We start from the raw sequence: 15,508 nt of genomic DNA on the forward strand, positions 1-15,508 counted from the left end.
ATTGTGCCAGGGCAGGTCCACGACATGTCTTGATCGTTTTCATGATGGCCGAATGGAATCGTACCGTCCGGTTTCGGCCGCAACGCTGGCCAATTGATGCCTGGTACAGGCACTTCCCGCATGCAACCGTTCATGATCCGTCCATGCGGCCCGTCCGCTTCCTCTGCCTGTGCAGGTGATGACATGACGTTGAAGGTCTTGCTCGCGAACGCCCCCAACCCCACCGAGAACAGGAACGCGTCCAACTACGCCTGTTATCCGCACATCGGGATCGTCCAGCTCGCCACCGCCACGCGCGACGCACTGGGCGACCGGGTCGACATCCGGGTCGTCGACGGCGGCATCAGCAATACCGAGACCGTGCGGCAGGCCGTCCGGGACTTCGCCCCGGACGTGGTGGGGATCAGCGCGCTGACCCCGACCTATTCGGAGGCCCTGAAGATCGCCGAAACCGCCAAGGCCTGCGGCGCGAAGGTCGTCCTCGGCGACGATCACGCGATCTTCTTTCCCGAGATGATCCTGCGCAACAGGCCGCAGATCGACTATGTGATAGCCAACGACGGGGGCGAGATACCGTTCGTCCAACTGGTCCGCGCCCTGGTCGAAGGCACCGACGTGTCGGAGGTGTCCTCGCTCGCCTACCGCAAGGACGGCCGGATCCAGCTCAATCCGGCACCGAAATACGCGCTTTCCCTGCGCAACACCATTCCGGACCTTTCCTTCATCGACGACGTTCTCGACGTCTATGCCGACAACTACCGCGAGCAGTTCGGCCATCTCCACGGCCACACCGTGCGGCCCGTGACGGTGAACAACGCGCGCGGCTGCGAGAACGGCCACAAGCGCTGCACCTACTGCTCCATCGCCGACCTGACGGTCAACACCGGTGATCCGCGCGGATTCTGGCAGGCGATCGACCAGTACAACCGCGAGCACGGAATCAACCTCTTCTTCGAGGTCTACGACAGCTTCACCGCCAGCCCCCGCTATGTGGACGCCCTCATCGACGCCATGCCGCCGCACCTGAAGCGCCGTATCGACCACGGCGAACTCCAGGTCATGGTCTACGCCCGCGCCCTCGGACTGACCAAGCGCAACAACGTCGACAAGCTCCGGCGCCTCGGCGTCACCCGCGCCAACATCGGCCTGGACGCCGCCGACCCCGAAATGCTGGAGGCGCAGCGGAAGAACAAGACGACGGGCGAGACCAACCTCGAGGCGATCCGCATGCTGAACAAGGCGGGGATCTCGGTCCACGCCTCGTACATCGCCGGCGCCCCCGGAGAGCGGCCGGAGACGCTGGACCGCACCATCGCCGGCATCCGGCAGATGCTGGGCGAGGTCGAGCTCTCCTCGGTCGAGTTCTCGCGCTTCATCCCGTTGCCGAACAGCCCGGCGTGGGATCTCCTGGTCGACTACGAGCGGCCGAATTTCTTCAAGAGCAGTGAGGAGATCGACAGCTATCTGGCCGCGCTCGGAATCTCCGTGACGCGTGAGGACCGGGAGGAGATGTTCGCCAGGTTCGGTGATCAGGATCTGCTCGACATCGACGAGCTGGGTGCGTTCTGGGCGGACAACTTCACCCACATCAGCGAGAAGTACGCCCTGGAACGCATCGGAGAGGTGGACGAGATGGTGAGCGCGCACAACGTGCGCACGGGTAACAACGTCGGTTAGCGGCGAACCCCTTCGGGGGGTTCGAGGAGGAAGGTGCCGGAATGCTGGGAGTGGAGAACCTGTTCACCTACGCCCTGGGTGCTCTGCTGATCATTCTGCTGCCGGGGCCGAGTTCCCTCTTCACCCTTTCGGTCGCCGCGCGGCTCGGGGTGAGGGCCGGATACCGTGCCGCCGCCGGGGTGTTCCTGGGCGAGACGCTGCTCATGACGGCGACGGCGGCCGGACTCGCTTCCCTGCTCCAGACCAACGCGCTGCTGTTCGCCATCGTGAAGTACGCCGGGGCCGGCTATCTCACCTGGATCGCCGTGGGCATGATCCGGGCGGCCTGGGCGATGTGGCGCCGTCGGCAGGAGAAGAGCGAGGCGGACGACGCGGAGCCGTCGCCGTCTCCCGGTCGGCTGTTCCGGCGCTCACTGCTGATCACCGTCCTCAACCCGAAGGCGATCCTGTTCTTCATCTCGTTCTTCGTGCAGTTCGTCGACCCCGACTACGCCCACCCGGGCCTGTCGTTCGTGCTGCTCGCCCTCGTCTACCAGGTCATCAGCGTCGCGTACGTGACCGCGCTGATCCTCGGCGGCACCTATCTCGCCGCGCAGTTCCGCCGCCGCAGGAAGCTGTCGGCCGGGCTGACGACGGGGGCGGGAGCGCTCTTCCTCGGTTTCGCGGCGAAGCTGGCCACGACGAGCAACTGAGCGACGGGCAAGGGACAGGGCCCCGGCGGAAACCGCCGGGGCCCTGTCGTACTGCTCCAGATCGGACGACCGATCGAAACGACCGATCAGACCAGGTCGAACCGGTCCAGGTCCATGACCTTGCTCCAGGCCGCGACGAAGTCCTTCGCGAACTTCTCCTTCGCGTCGTCCGAGGCGTACACCTCGGCGAGCGCGCGCAGCTCGGAGTTCGAGCCGAAGACCAGGTCGGCGCGGGTGCCCGTCCACTTGACCTCGCCGGTGGCCGCGTCGCGGCCCTCGAACGTGGTCTGGTCGGCGGAGGTGGACTTCCAGGTCGTGCCGAGGTCGAGCAGGTTGACGAAGAAGTCGTTCGTCAGCTTGCCCGGCGTCTCGGTGAACACGCCGAGCGCCGTCTGCGGCTGGGTCACGCCCAGGGCGCGCAGGCCGCCGACGAGGACCGTGGTCTCCGGGGCGGAGAGGGTCAGCAGGTTCGCCTTGTCGAGCAGCAGGTACTCGGCGGGGAGGCGCTGGCCCTTGCCCACGTAGTTGCGGAAGCCGTCCGCGGCCGGCTCCAGGGCGGCGAAGGACTCGACGTCCGTCTGCTCCTGGGAGGCGTCCACGCGGCCGGCCGAGAACGGGACCTCGATGTCGAGGCCGGCGTCCTTGGCGGCCTTCTCGACGGCCGCGTTGCCCGCGAGGACGACGAGGTCGGCGAGGGAGACCCGCTTGCCGCCGGTCTGGGCGGAGTTGAAGGACTCCTGAATGCCCTCCAGGACGCGCAGCACCTGGGCGAGCTCGTCCGGGTTGTTGACCTCCCAGTTGCGCTGCGGCTCCAGACGGATGCGGCCGCCGTTGGCGCCGCCCCGCTTGTCGCTGCCGCGGAAGGAGGAGGCGGCGGCCCAGGCGGCGGAGACCAGCTGGGTGACCGTGAGGTCCGAGCCGAGGATCCGCTCCTTGAGGGAGGCGATGTCGGCGGCGTCGACCAGCTCGTGGGTGCGGGCCGGCAGCGGGTCCTGCCACAGGAGGACCTCGGAGGGGACCTCCGGGCCGAGGTAGCGGACGACCGGACCGAGGTCACGGTGGGTCAGCTTGTACCAGGCGCGGGCGAAGGCGTCCTCGAACAGCTCCGGGTTCTCGTAGAAGCGGCGCGAGATCTGCTCGTAGACCGGGTCGAAGCGCAGCGACAGGTCGGTGGTGAGCATGGTCGGGCGGTACTTCTTCTCCGCGTCGTACGCGTCCGGGATGATCTCCGGGGCGTCCTTGGCGACCCACTGGTGGGCGCCGGCCGGGCTCTTGGTGAGCTCGTAGTCGTACTCGAAGAGGTGCTTGAAGAAGTCGTGGCCCCACTTGGCCGGGGTGGTGGTCCAGGTGACCTCGAGGCCAGAGGTGATCGCGTCGGCGCCCTTGCCGGTGCCGTACGAGTTCTTCCAGCCGAGGCCCTGCTGCTCCAGCGGGGCGGCCTCGGGGTCGGCGCCGACGTTGTCCGCCGGGCCGGCGCCGTGGGCCTTGCCGAAGGTGTGGCCACCGGCGATGAGGGCGACGGTCTCCTCGTCGTTCATCGCCATCCGGCGGAAGGTCTCACGGATGTCGCGGGCCGCGGCGATCGGGTCCGGGTTGCCGTTGGGGCCCTCGGGGTTGACGTAGATGAGGCCCATCTGCACGGCGCCGAGCGGGCTCTCCAGCTCGCGGTCGCCGCTGTAGCGCTCGTCGCCGCCGAGCCAGGTGCTCTCGGGGCCCCAGTAGACGTCCTCCTCGGCCTCCCAGACGTCCGCGCGGCCGCCGGCGAAGCCGAAGGTCTTGAAGCCCATCGTCTCCAGGGCGACGTTGCCGGTGAGGATCATGAGGTCGGCCCAGGAGATGCTCTGGCCGTACTTCTTCTTGACCGGCCACAGCAGACGGCGGGCCTTGTCGAGGTTGCCGTTGTCCGGCCAGCTGTTCAGCGGGGCGAAGCGCTGCTGGCCGGCGCCGGCGCCGCCACGGCCGTCGCTGATGCGGTAGGTGCCGGCGCTGTGCCAGGCCATGCGGATCATGAGCGGGCCGTAGTGGCCGAAGTCGGCCGGCCACCAGTCCTGCGAGGTGGTGAGCACCTCGGCGATGTCCCGCTTCACGGCCGCGAGGTCGAGGGCCTTGAAGGCCTCCGCGTAGTCGAAGTCCTCACCGAGGGGGTTCGCCACGGCGGGGTTCTTGGCGAGGATCTTCAGGTTGAGCCGCTCCGGCCACCACTGGCGGTTGCCGCCGCCCTGGGTGGGGTGCGGGGCGCGGTCGTGTGCGACCGGGCAGCCGCCGACCCCCTTCGCCGCCTCGTCTTCGGTGACCAGCGGATCGTGATTCTGCTCAGACATCGGGTCTTCCTTCCGAACCATTCGGATCGCGAGCTCGGGTACTGACTGCCGAGGCGTCGGTGTGGGTATCGGTGTGGCCGGTGCACACCCTCTTGGCTACTACTGGAGTAGATCCTATGGTGGACTCAGTCCAAGTCAATACGACGGTCAGACCGACACGCGCTCTTCATGGCCGATTCGTTCTGATGTCGCGGTGCAAGGCTGGGTGACCATGAGCAACCTGCTGGAACGGCTTCGCCGACGCGGCTGGCGGATGACCGCCCAGCGCCGCGTGGTCGCCGAGGTCCTCGACGGCGAGCACATCCACCTGACGGCCGACGAGGTGCTGGCCCGCGCGGCGGCGCGGCTGCCGGAGATCTCCCGCGCGACCGTCTACAACACGCTGGGCGAGCTCGTCTCGCTGGGCGAGGTGATCGAGGTCTCCAGCGTGGGCCGCGCCAAGCGCTACGACCCGAACGCCCACAGCGCCCATCAGCACCTGGTCTGCGCGGGCTGCGGAACGGTCCGCGACGTCCACCCGGCGGGCGACCCGCTGGTCGGTCTGCCGGACGCGGAGCGCTTCGGTTTCACGGTGACGGGCGTGGAGATCACGTACCGGGGACTGTGCCCGGTGTGCGGGGCGGCCGAGGACCCTGCGGCGGAGGATCCCGGAAACGACTGAGCCGGCCCGCGCGATGACGCGCGGGCCGGCTCAGGGGGACGGATGCGGTGCCCCGGGGCTCAGCTCTCGTCCGGCTCCAGCCGCAGCGAGATCGAGTTGATGCAGTAGCGCTGGTCCGTCGGGGTCGGATAGCCCTCGCCCTCGAAGACATGGCCCAGGTGGGACCCGCAGCGGGCGCAGCGCACCTCGGTGCGGATCATGCCGTGGGAGGTGTCGGCGACCAGTTCGACCGCGTCGCTGTCCTTCGGGTCGTAGAAGGACGGCCAGCCGCAGTGCGACTCGAACTTCTCGTTCGACGTGAAGAGCTCCGCTCCACAGGCACGGCAGGAGTAGACGCCCTTGGTCTTGGTGTCCGTGTACTCACCGCGGAAGGCGGGCTCGGTGCCGGCCAGCCGGAGCACCTGATACTCCGACGGGGTCAGCTCGGCCTGCCATTCCTCGTCGGTCTTCTCGACCTCGTACGCCATGAGCTCGCTCCCTGCTTCCCTACTACGCAAGCCGGCCAAGCCGGCCGAGCCGGTCCAGGATCTTCGGGCCCAGGTCGGTGACGTCGCCCGCGCCCATGGTCAGAACCATGTCGCCGGGCTTGGTCATTCCCGCGATGACCTCGGGGACCGTGTCCTTGTCGTGGACGGCCGTGACATCGGCGCCCGCGGCGCGCGCCGCGGCGATGATCAGCTCGCTGGTGACGCCCGGGATCGGGTCCTCGCGGGCCGGGTAGATGTCCAGGACCACGGAGGCGTCGGCGAGCGCGAGGGCCTCGCCCATCTCCCGGCCCAGCTCCTGGGTGCGGGAGAAGAGGTGCGGCTGGAAGACGACGAGGAGGCGGGCGCCCCCGGCGGCGCCGCGCATGGCCTCCAGGTCGGCGGTCATCTCGGTGGGGTGGTGCGCGTACGAGTCGATGACCTGGACGTCCGCGGCCTCGCCCTTCAGCTGCAGGCGGCGGCCGACGCCGGTGTAGGCGGTCAGCGCCTGGGCCAGCTCGGCCGGGTCGATGCCGACGCGGGAGCCGGCGGCGAGGGCGGCGGCGGCGTTGTGGGCGTAGTGGCGGCCGGGCACGGAGACGGTGAAGGTGTGCTCGACGCCGTCCATGACCACGGTGACCTCGCTGGTCATCCCCTTGGGCGTGATCTTCCGGATCCACACGTCGCTGGTCTCGTGCTCGCCCACGGTGACCACGGACAGGTCGGGCCGTCCCGAGACCCGGCCCCCCAGCTCGCGGGCGCCGGCGTGCTCGCCGACGACGAGGGTGCCGCCGGGGCGGATCTTGGCGGCGAAGGCCTCGAAGGACTCGTAGATCTCGTCCATCGACGCGTAGTTCGCGTGGTGGTCCAGCTCGACGTTGAGGACGATGGCGACCTCGGGGTCGTACTTCTGGAAGCTGCGGTCGCTCTCGTCCGCCTCGGCCACGAAGACCTCGCCCTCGCCGTGCCGCGCGTTGGTGCCGGGGCCGGCGAGGTCGCCGCCGATGGCGTACGAGGGGTCGAGACCGAGCTCGGTGAGGGCCACGGCCAGCATGGAGGTGGTCGTGGTCTTGCCGTGGGTGCCGGCGACGGCGATCGCGCTGAGGCCGTCCATGAGGGAGGCGAGCGCGTCGGAGCGGTGGACGACCGGGATGCCGAGCTCGGCGGCGCGGGCCAGCTCGGGGTTGTCGGCGCGGATGGCGCTGGAGACGACGACGGCGGTGGCGTCGTCGGCGAGGTGCTCGGCGGCGTGGCCGATGTGCACGGTGGCGCCCAGGGCGCGCAGGGACGCGGCGGTCGCCGACTCCCTGACGTCACTGCCGGCGACCTTGGCGCCGCGCTGGGCGAGGATCTTCGCGATGCCCGACATTCCGGCACCGCCGATGCCGATGAAGTGCGGCCGTTCCATGGCGGCAGGGATGGCGGGTGCCATGCGGTTCTCTCCCCGGGAGTGCGTGCGGATGTCGAGGTCCCAGCCTAGTGGCTGGCGCCGGGGGCCCCGGGCGGCTCGCCCTCGGGCCGCGGCGCCGGGGCCCCGGGCGGCCCGGACTCGGGCCCGCCCGGGGCCCCGGCGAGGGCCGGCTACTCCTCGTTGTGCGCGAACAGCTTCAGGACCGGGACGCCGACCTTGTGGCGGGCCCGGGACGCCCAGTCGCGGTGGAAGAACTCCTCCACGTAGTGCGGGGCGGTCAGCACGATCACCTCGTCGGCGTTCACCTCGTCGACCACGGACTTCATCTTGTCCAGGGGGTGGTCCTCGACCACCTGTCCGACCGCCTCGCAGCCCGCGTCTCTCAGTGCCTGGAGGGAGTGCTCCAGGGCCTGCTCGGCGAGCGGCCGTGCCGCCTTGCCCTCCGGCTCCTCGCCCTCGCGGGCCGCTTCCTTCAGTTCGCCCATGGCGACGTCGTCGATGGCGCGCAGCAGTACATCGGCCTGGTCACCGCGCGGCTGCATCAGCACGACGAACGACACGCCCTCGTCGCCGTGCAGGGTGGTGACGAAATCCACGTCGACGGACGTCAGGGGCTTCTCGATCATCAGAACGCTTGTGAACACCTCAGGAGCCCTTCTGCGGAAACCATCCTTCCCCGTGCCCGCACGGGGATTGCGAGAGTAAGTGTGCCCAGCCGACGCTAAGCGGAACGACAAATTCCGCCGATTGTCAGATCCGACGGTAGCGGGTGAAGAGGAAGCCGTCCTGCTCCAGCACGGACGCCACGGCGAAGCGTTTCGGAACGTCCACGGAGGGGCCTCCGGCGATCCGCTGGGCACCCCCCGCGGTCATGGTCGGCGAGACCGTCAGACACAGCTCGTCGAGCACCCCCGCGGCCACGAACTGGCCGAGCAGACGGGGTCCGCCCTCGGTCAGCTGGCGCCGCAGACCGCGCTCCGCGAGCGCCGCCACGGCCCGCTCCGGCTCGACCCCGGGACCGTCGCCGGCGATCATCACCTCCGCGCCCGCCCGCTCGGCCTCCGCCCGCCGCTCCGGGGAGGACGCGGCTCCGGTGAGGACGAGGGTCGGCACCAGCGGCTCGGTGAAAAGCGGAAGGGAGAAATCCAGGTCCAGTGAGGCCGTCACGACGGCGATCACCGGCGCCGGACCCTGCCCGGCCGCCGCCCGGCGGGCCGCGAAGGCCTCCCGCGCCCGCGCCGGGCGGTAGCCCTCCAGGCGTACGGTCTCGGCGCCGACGACGACCACGTCGGCCAGGGCCCGCAGGGTCCCGAAGATCCGCATGTCGGCCTCGGAGGACAGCGGCTGGGACCGGCCGTCGTGCTGACCGGCCCCGTCGAGCGAGGAGACCATGTTGGCGCGCAGCCAGGGGCCGAAGGCGGCCTCCGCCGGATACGCGTAGGCGTCGGCGAGCTCGTCGAGGGACCACTCCCGGTCCGAGGCGGCCGAGCCTGGGGTGTGGGAGGCGGCCGTGGTGTCGGGGGCGGCCGTGGTGTCGGGGGCGGCCGAGGCCGGTGCGTGGGGGGCGGCCGTGCCGTGGGGGGCCGGGGGGCCGGCGGCTGTCATGTCCGTCACAGGGAACAGGCGTCGCATCCCCGCAGTCTGACATGGCGCTTACAGTGGGGAACTGTGTCGACCCGTGCCATAACCGAAGCGGCTTCCACCGAAGCGGCCCCGCTCTCGCTCTGCTCGCGCGAGCCCCACGTCCCCGCCGACCGTCTCGTCGCGGAGATGGTGCCGCCGCCCCGGTTCGACTCCGTGCGCTTCGACACGTACATCCCGGACCCCCACCAGCCGAGCCAGATCGACGCCGTCAAGATCCTCAGCGGCTTCGCCGAGGGCCTCGGCGGCGCCCACGCCTCCGGCGCCGGCCGGCGCCGCTGGTTCTCCAGGGCCCCGAAGAAGGCCGCGGTGCCGGCCGGCCCCCGCGGGGTCTACCTCGACGGCGGCTACGGCGTCGGCAAGACCCACCTGCTGGCCTCCCTGTGGCACGCCACCCCGGCCGAGCCCGCGCTCAAGGCCTTCGGCACCTTCGTGGAGCTGACCAACCTGGTGGGCGCCCTCGGCTTCCAGCAGACCGTGCAGACCCTCAGCGGGCACCGGCTCCTGTGCATCGACGAGTTCGAGCTGGACGACCCGGGCGACACGGTCCTGGTCTCCACCCTGCTCGGCAAGCTGGTCGACGCGGGCGTGGCGCTCGCCGCCACCTCCAACACCCTGCCCGGCAAGCTCGGCGAGGGCCGGTTCGCCGCCGCCGACTTCCTGCGCGAGATCCAGGGCCTGTCGGCGCACTTCCGGCCGCTGCGGATCGACGGCGAGGACTACCGCCACCGCGGCCTGCCGGAGGCCCCGGCGCCGTACGCCGACGAGGTCGTCGCCAAGGCCGCGTACGCCACGCCCGGCGCCTCGCTCGACGACTTCCCGCACCTGCTCGAACACCTGGCCAGGGTGCACCCGAGCCGGTACGGCGCGCTGACCGACGACCTGACGGCGGTCTGCCTCACCGATGTGCGGCCGGTCCCCGACCAGTCGACCGCGCTGCGGCTCGTCGTCCTCGCCGACCGGCTCTACGACCGCGAGATCCCGGTGCTCGCCTCCGGGATGCCCTTCGACAAGCTGTTCAGCGACGAGATGCTGAACGGCGGGTACAAGAAGAAGTACTTCCGGGCGATCTCGCGGCTCACCGCGCTCGCGCGCGACGCGAAGGGACTCGTGGCGCAGTAGCTTGGGGGCCATACCCGATCGAAAGGGATCCACCATGGCCGCTACGCGTACCGCCCGCAACGTCTGGGAGGGCGACCTGTTCAAGGGGTCGGGCACCGTGTCGCTCGACTCCTCCGGCATCGGCTCGTACCCGGTGTCCTGGCCGGCCCGCACCGAGGAGCCGAACGGGGTGACCAGCCCCGAGGAGCTGATCGCCGCCGCGCACTCCTCCTGCTACAACATGGCGTTCTCCAACGTCCTCGCGAAGAACGACACCCCGCCGACCCGCCTGGAGACCACGGCCGAGGTCACCTTCGTGCCCGGCAAGGGCATCACCGGCAGCCACCTCACCGTGCGCGGGACGGTGCCGGGACTGGACGCGGAGGAGTTCCGGCGGCTGGCCCAGGAGGGCGAGAAGAACTGCCCGGTGAGCCAGGCGCTGGCGGGGACGACGATCACGCTCGACGCCGAGCTCGTCTGATCCTCCGTAACCGAGGCAACGCGTGTCCCGCATGTTCACGTGTCACCACCTTGCGTGATACACACATGCGGGTCACACGCGTCACACCCGTAGATCAGTCCTGTCCGCCAGCAGGAAGTGGGTTGCTGCCTCATGTCCGCAACACGACGTCAGATCCTCGCCCGCACCGGCGCGTCCGTCGCCGGCATCGCCTTCACCGGCGCCGTCTCCGAACTCTTCGCCGGCAGCGCGGCTGCCTCCCCCCTCGGCGCCGGCGCCGGGTACGGCCCGCTGCTCCCCGACCCGGACGGTCTGCTCGACCTCCCGGCCGGCTTCTCCTACAAGGTCCTCTCCCGGCAGGGCGACCGGCTGCGCTCCGGCGAGGGCTCCGTCCCCAGCAACCACGACGGCATGGGCGCCTTCGCGGGCCGCCGCGGCCGGATCCACCTCGTACGGAACCACGAGAACCGGGTCACCGGGAGGATAGGGGTCCCGACCGTCGACGGGCTCACGTACGACCCGGCGGCCAAGGGCGGCTGCACCGTCCTCACCCTCGACGGACGGAACAACGTCCTGGACGAGCGGGTCGGCGTCGCCGGCACCGCCGTCAACTGCGCGGGCGGGCCGACCCCCTGGCGCACCTGGCTCACCTGTGAGGAGACCGAGGACAAGGCGGGCACGAACGGCTACACCAAGGACCACGGCTTCGTCTTCGAGGTCGACGGGGCCGATCCGCTCCGCACGGGCGCGGTGCCGCTGACCGCGATGGGCCGCTTCCAGCACGAGGCGGTCGCCGTCGACCCGCGCAGCGGGATCGTGTACGAGACGGAGGACGCCTTCCAGCATCCGTTCGGGCTGTTCTACCGCTTCCTGCCGAACAAGCCGCTCGGCGGCACCGGTTCGCTGCGCGCGGGCGGCGCCCTGGAGGCGATGCGGGTGCCGGGCGTGCCGGACCTGTCGGTGGTCCAGGAGACGGGCGCGTGCTTCGAGGGCGTGGAGTGGGTGCCGGTGCCGGACCCGATGGCCACGCAGACGCCCATCAGACTCCAGGACTTCGGCCCGAAGGGAATCACCCACGCCCAGAAGCTGGAGGGCTGCTACTGGGGCGGGCGCGGGGACGGCCCGGGGGCCGTGTACTTCGTGTCGTCGTTCGCGCGCACCAAGGACGGCTCCGGGGCGACCCACTTCGGGCAGGTGTGGAAGTACGAGCCGCACCGGCGCCGGCTCACCCTCGTCGTGGTCTTCGGCCCGAGCACCGACATCCAGCTGCCCGGCGAGTCGCCGGACAACATCTGTCTGGCGCCGACCGGCGGCCTGATGGTCTGCGAGGACGGCGACGGCGGGCAGCACGTCTACGGCGTCAACCGGAAGGGCGAGGTGTACGCGGTGGCGCGCGGCGCGCAGAACATCGGCACCCCGGAGGCCCCGGAGTGGGGCGAGTTCGCGGGCGTGACGTTCTCGCCGGACGGTTCGACGATGTACGTCAACTGCTACACGCCGGGGACGACCTTCGCGGTGACGGGCCCGTGGCGCTGATCGGCCCGGACGGAGCGGGGCGCCGAGCCCGGTGCGGGCCCTGGTGCCGCCCCCGGTGCTGATCAGCCCAGCGTCTCGTAGCGCACCCCCGTGAGGGTCTCGGACAGCTCCCACAGGCGGCGGCCGGTCTCCGGATCGGCCGCCGTCGGTGCGAGCGCCACCCGCGTCGGGGCGCCGCGCAGTTCACCGCGCCCGTCCGGCCCGATGAAGGCGCCGCCCTCGGCGTCCGGGGCGGTCGCCGCGTAGAGCTGGGGCAGCGCGCCGGTCCTCGGAGCCTGGGCGAGCAGCGGGCCGAGGACGCGGCCGAAGACCAGCCGGACGAGGGCGACGGGGGTCTCGTTCTGGAGGTTGGTGGCGGTGTAGCCGGGGTGCGCGAGGAGGCTGCGCACGGGGCTGCCGGCGGCGGTCAGACGCCGGTGGAGCTCGTGGCCGAAGACGGCGTTGGCCAGCTTGGACCGGTTGTAGGCACCCATCGGCGAGTAGCGGGGGGTGCCCTGGGCGCCGTCGCCGTTCTCCAGGGCGTCGAAGTCGATCCGGCCCTTGCGGTGCTGGACCGAGCTGACGGTGACGACCCGGGCGTCGCGGCCGGCCGACAGGCGGTCGAGGAGGAGCCCGGTGAGGGCGAAGTGGCCGAGGTGGTTGACGGCGAACTGGAGTTCGTGGCCCTGCGCGCTGAGGGTGCGGGGCGGGGCCATCACACCCGCGTTGTTGACGAGCACGTCGATGCGCTCGTGGTCGGCGCGCAGCTTCCCGGCGAAGTCCCGTACGGAGTCGAGGTCGGCCAGGTCGAGCCGCCGCACGTCGAGGCGGGCGCCGGGCACCTCGCGGGCTATGCCCAGGGCCGCCTCCCTTCCCCTGCGCTCGTCGCGGACGGCGAGGACGACGTGTCCGCCGCGGCGGGCGAGTTCGCGGGTGGTGGCGAGGCCGAGGCCGCTGTTGGCGCCGGTGACGACGAGGACGCGGCCGGCGAGGTCGGGGATGCGGTCGGCGTTCCAGTGTGAGGATCGGGTCATGCGTCACACGCTGCCGCTCGTGTCACTCGGTGTCAAGAGCTTCTCCGAGTGACACGGGCGGGCTAGGATCGGCCCATGACGACCGACGCCACCACCCCCGCCGTCAGCCTGGCCGAGCGCAAGCGCCTGCTGGTCGCGACCGAGCTCACCGAGTCGGCGCTCCAGCTGCTGGCCCTGAAGGGCTTCGACGCGGTCACGGTGGACGAGATCGCGACCGACGCCGGGGTGTCGAAGCGGACCTTCTTCCGCTACTTCGCCTCCAAGGAGGACGTGGTCGTGCAGTTCCTGTCGGGCATGGGGGCCGACATCCACGCCGCCCTCGCCGGGCGCCCGGCCGACGAGCCGCCGTCCGCGTCCCTGCGGCACGCCGTCGCCGTACCGCTCGCCGCCTGCACCGACCGCCACGCCGACCACGCGGCCCGCGCCCTGCGCGTGGTCCAGCTGATCCTCCGTACGCCCGCGCTCCTCGCCCGCTTCCTGGAGCGGCAGGCCGACTGGCGCGAGACGCTCGCGGCGGAGCTGGCCGGCCGCCGGGGCCTCGACCCGGCCGGGGACCTGTATCCGAGGCTGGCGGCGGGCACGGCCCTGGTCGCGTTCCACACGGCGCTCCAGTGCTGGGCCGACAGCGACGCGGCCGAGGACCCGCTGGAGCTGCTCGACCGGGCGTTCGCGGTGGTGGCACCGGCGCTGGACGCGCAGGATCGATAGCAGCGACAGCGAACCGACGACCGGACGGACACCGGACGGGGAAGGCGGACGGATGCCGAGGAACGAAGGCCACGTGGCGCGGGGGTCACTGCGGGAGCTGCTGAAGGTCCCGGTCGGCGAGCGCGTCGACCTCTCCGCGTACGACGCCGCGGCGACCCCCGGCGGCCCGGACGGCAAGGCGGCCGGTCTCGCCGCCACCACCGCGATCGGCCCCCGCCTCGCCGAGCTCCAGGAACGCCTCTACGCGGCGAGCACGGCCGGCGACCGGCGCCGGCTGCTCCTGGTGCTCCAGGGCATGGACACCAGCGGCAAGGGCGGCACGGTCAAACACGTGATCGGCCACCTCAACCCCTCCGGCTGCCGCGTCCGTGCCTTCAAGGCACCGACGGACGAGGAGCGCGCCCACCCCTTCCTGTGGCGTATCACCCAGGCACTCCCCCGGGCGGGCGAGATCGGCATCTTCGACCGCTCCCACTACGAGGACGTCCTCATCGCCCGGGTCCGCGCCCTGGTCCCGGCGGACGAGCTGGAGGAGCGCTATGGGGAGATCGACGCCTTCGAGCGGTCCCTCGCGGACGACGGGGTGACCCTCGTGAAGGTCTTCCTCCACCTCTCGTACGAGGAGCAGCGCGCGCGTCTCCTGGAGCGGCTTGACGATCCGGACAAGCACTGGAAGTTCAGCCCGGGCGACATCGAGGAACGCGCCCTGTGGCCCGCCTACCAGGAGGCGTACGAGATCGCCCTCGGGCGCTGCGCGACCGACCGGACCCCGTGGTACCTGGTCCCCGCCGACCGCAAGTGGTACCGCAACTGGGCGATCAGCGGCCTGCTCCTGGAACACCTGGAGGAGCTGGACCCGCGGTATCCGAAGGGCGACTTCGACGTGGCGGAGTGCCGGAGGCGGTTGCTCACCCAATGATCGGTTAATTTCCGTGGGTGACCATTCCTGTACGAAGACTGTCGGCGCTTGCTCTGTTGGGTGCCGTTCTCGTCGGCTGCGGCGGGGGCGCGGCCGATCCGTCCGCCCCCGGGACGCGGACGCCCGGCGCGAAGGCCGCGCCGCCCGCACCCGGCCACGAGGCGGCGCCCGCCCGGCCCGCCCAGCCGGCCCGTAAGGCGCCGCCGACGCTCGCCCCGGCGGCCGGCGGGCTCACACCCGTCTACACGCACCGGGCGAAGAGCGCCGAGAAGGTCGTCGCGCTCACCTTCGACGCCGACATGACGGCCGACCAGGGCCCCCGCGCCGCGCGCGGCGAACACTTCGACAATCCGCAGCTCATCGCGACCCTGCGCCGGCTGAAGGTGGACGCGACCGTCTTCATGACGGGCCGCTGGGCCGAGGAGTACCCGGACCAGGCGCGCTCCATCGGGACGGACCCGCTCTTCGAGATCGCCAACCACTCGTTCAGCCACTACGCCTTCGCCGAACCCTGCTACGGGCTGCCGACCGTGCCCCGGCCCGACATGGCGGCCGACGTCCAGCGGGCCTTCGACGCCTTCCGCGACGCCGGGGCCGTCAACGTCGTCCCCTACTTCCGCTTCCCCGGCGGCTGCTACGACGACGACGCCCGCCGCGCCCTCGCCCCCGCCGGCGTCACCGCCGTGCAGTGGGACGTGGTCAGCGGCGACGCCTTCGCCGAGAACGCCGACGCCGTCGCCGACCAGGTCCTCTCCGGCGTCCGCCCCGGCTCCCTGGTCGTCATGCACTGCACCCGCAGCGCCGCCCCGGTGACGGAGCGGGCCATCCGCCGCATCGTCCCGGAACTGCGGGCCCGGGGCTACCGCTTCGTGAAGGTGTCGGAGCTGATGAGCCACTAGGAAGT

The 15,508-nt window shown here is 71.1% G+C and carries 15 protein-coding genes; 9 read left to right on the forward strand and 6 right to left on the reverse strand.

Going from position 1 to position 15,508, the window contains the following annotated elements; all coding sequences use genetic code 11:
- Positions 1–183 precede the first annotated feature (183 nt).
- Positions 184–1,677 carry a B12-binding domain-containing radical SAM protein gene (locus ACFY7C_RS07540; RefSeq protein ID WP_389645152.1) on the forward strand — a complete coding sequence of 498 codons (1,494 nt, stop codon included), beginning with the start codon at positions 184–186 and terminating at the stop codon, positions 1,675–1,677.
- Positions 1,678–1,718: 41 nt separating this feature from the next.
- Entirely contained in the window at positions 1,719–2,369 is a 651-nt protein-coding gene (gene leuE, locus ACFY7C_RS07545; RefSeq protein WP_389645155.1) for a leucine efflux protein LeuE, read from the forward strand.
- An 86-nt stretch (positions 2,370–2,455) separates the two neighbouring features.
- Here the strand turns inward: leuE and katG are convergent, their stop codons facing one another.
- Positions 2,456–4,690 carry a catalase/peroxidase HPI gene (katG, locus tag ACFY7C_RS07550; protein WP_389645158.1) on the reverse strand — a complete coding sequence of 745 codons (2,235 nt, stop codon included), beginning with the start codon at positions 4,688–4,690 and terminating at the stop codon, positions 2,456–2,458.
- A 211-nt stretch (positions 4,691–4,901) separates the two neighbouring features.
- Between katG and ACFY7C_RS07555 the strand changes: the two genes are divergently transcribed.
- Entirely contained in the window at positions 4,902–5,351 is a 450-nt protein-coding gene (locus ACFY7C_RS07555) for a Fur family transcriptional regulator (protein WP_389645161.1), read from the forward strand.
- A gap of 59 nt (positions 5,352–5,410) precedes the next feature.
- On the opposite strand, the gene msrB is transcribed toward ACFY7C_RS07555, so the two are convergent.
- The 4 genes from msrB to ACFY7C_RS07575 all read right to left on the reverse strand — a co-directional run bounded on the left by msrB (position 5,411) and on the right by ACFY7C_RS07575 (position 8,858).
- Positions 5,411–5,818 (reverse strand): peptide-methionine (R)-S-oxide reductase MsrB, encoded by a 408-nt coding sequence (gene msrB, locus ACFY7C_RS07560; RefSeq protein WP_389645164.1) that lies wholly within the window; start codon positions 5,816–5,818, stop codon positions 5,411–5,413.
- Positions 5,819–5,840: 22 nt separating this feature from the next.
- Entirely contained in the window at positions 5,841–7,247 is a 1,407-nt protein-coding gene (murC, locus tag ACFY7C_RS07565) for a UDP-N-acetylmuramate--L-alanine ligase (RefSeq protein ID WP_389645168.1), read from the reverse strand.
- A gap of 149 nt (positions 7,248–7,396) precedes the next feature.
- Entirely contained in the window at positions 7,397–7,870 is a 474-nt protein-coding gene (locus ACFY7C_RS07570; protein ID WP_389645171.1) for an indole-3-glycerol phosphate synthase, read from the reverse strand.
- Positions 7,871–7,976: 106 nt separating this feature from the next.
- Entirely contained in the window at positions 7,977–8,858 is an 882-nt protein-coding gene (locus ACFY7C_RS07575; protein WP_389645174.1) for a pyrimidine reductase family protein, read from the reverse strand.
- A 36-nt stretch (positions 8,859–8,894) separates the two neighbouring features.
- On the opposite strand from ACFY7C_RS07575, the gene zapE reads away from it, so the two are divergent.
- From zapE to ACFY7C_RS07590, 3 genes are all read left to right on the forward strand, one after another.
- Positions 8,895–9,989: a cell division protein ZapE gene (gene zapE / locus ACFY7C_RS07580; protein ID WP_389645177.1), complete on the forward strand. Its 1,095-nt coding sequence runs from the start codon at positions 8,895–8,897 to the stop codon at positions 9,987–9,989.
- A 34-nt stretch (positions 9,990–10,023) separates the two neighbouring features.
- Complete coding sequence (locus tag ACFY7C_RS07585) at positions 10,024–10,449, forward strand: OsmC family protein (protein ID WP_389645180.1); 426 nt, start codon at positions 10,024–10,026, stop codon at positions 10,447–10,449.
- 132 nt (positions 10,450–10,581) lie between these two features.
- Positions 10,582–11,964: an alkaline phosphatase PhoX gene (locus ACFY7C_RS07590; RefSeq protein WP_389645183.1), complete on the forward strand. Its 1,383-nt coding sequence runs from the start codon at positions 10,582–10,584 to the stop codon at positions 11,962–11,964.
- A 62-nt stretch (positions 11,965–12,026) separates the two neighbouring features.
- On the opposite strand, the gene ACFY7C_RS07595 is transcribed toward ACFY7C_RS07590, so the two are convergent.
- The gene (locus ACFY7C_RS07595; protein ID WP_389645186.1) at positions 12,027–12,977 is read right to left on the reverse strand and encodes an oxidoreductase; all 951 of its coding nucleotides are present in this window, start codon (positions 12,975–12,977) and stop codon (positions 12,027–12,029) included.
- A 75-nt stretch (positions 12,978–13,052) separates the two neighbouring features.
- Between ACFY7C_RS07595 and ACFY7C_RS07600 the strand changes: the two genes are divergently transcribed.
- Genes ACFY7C_RS07600 through ACFY7C_RS07610 form a run of 3 tightly spaced genes read left to right on the forward strand, consistent with a single transcriptional unit; the run spans position 13,053 to position 15,503 of the window.
- Complete coding sequence (locus tag ACFY7C_RS07600) at positions 13,053–13,685, forward strand: TetR family transcriptional regulator (protein ID WP_389645189.1); 633 nt, start codon at positions 13,053–13,055, stop codon at positions 13,683–13,685.
- Between the two features lie 52 nt (positions 13,686–13,737).
- Positions 13,738–14,604, forward strand: coding sequence for a PPK2 family polyphosphate kinase (locus tag ACFY7C_RS07605; RefSeq protein ID WP_389645192.1), 867 nt, complete (start codon positions 13,738–13,740; stop codon positions 14,602–14,604).
- Positions 14,605–14,657: 53 nt separating this feature from the next.
- Positions 14,658–15,503, forward strand: a complete 846-nt coding sequence (locus tag ACFY7C_RS07610) for a polysaccharide deacetylase family protein (RefSeq protein ID WP_389646063.1) — start codon at positions 14,658–14,660, stop codon at positions 15,501–15,503.
- Positions 15,504–15,508: the final 5 nt, after the last annotated feature.

The organism is Streptomyces sp. NPDC012769 (assembly GCF_042901205.1).
Lineage (GTDB): Bacteria > Actinomycetota > Actinomycetes > Streptomycetales > Streptomycetaceae > Streptomyces.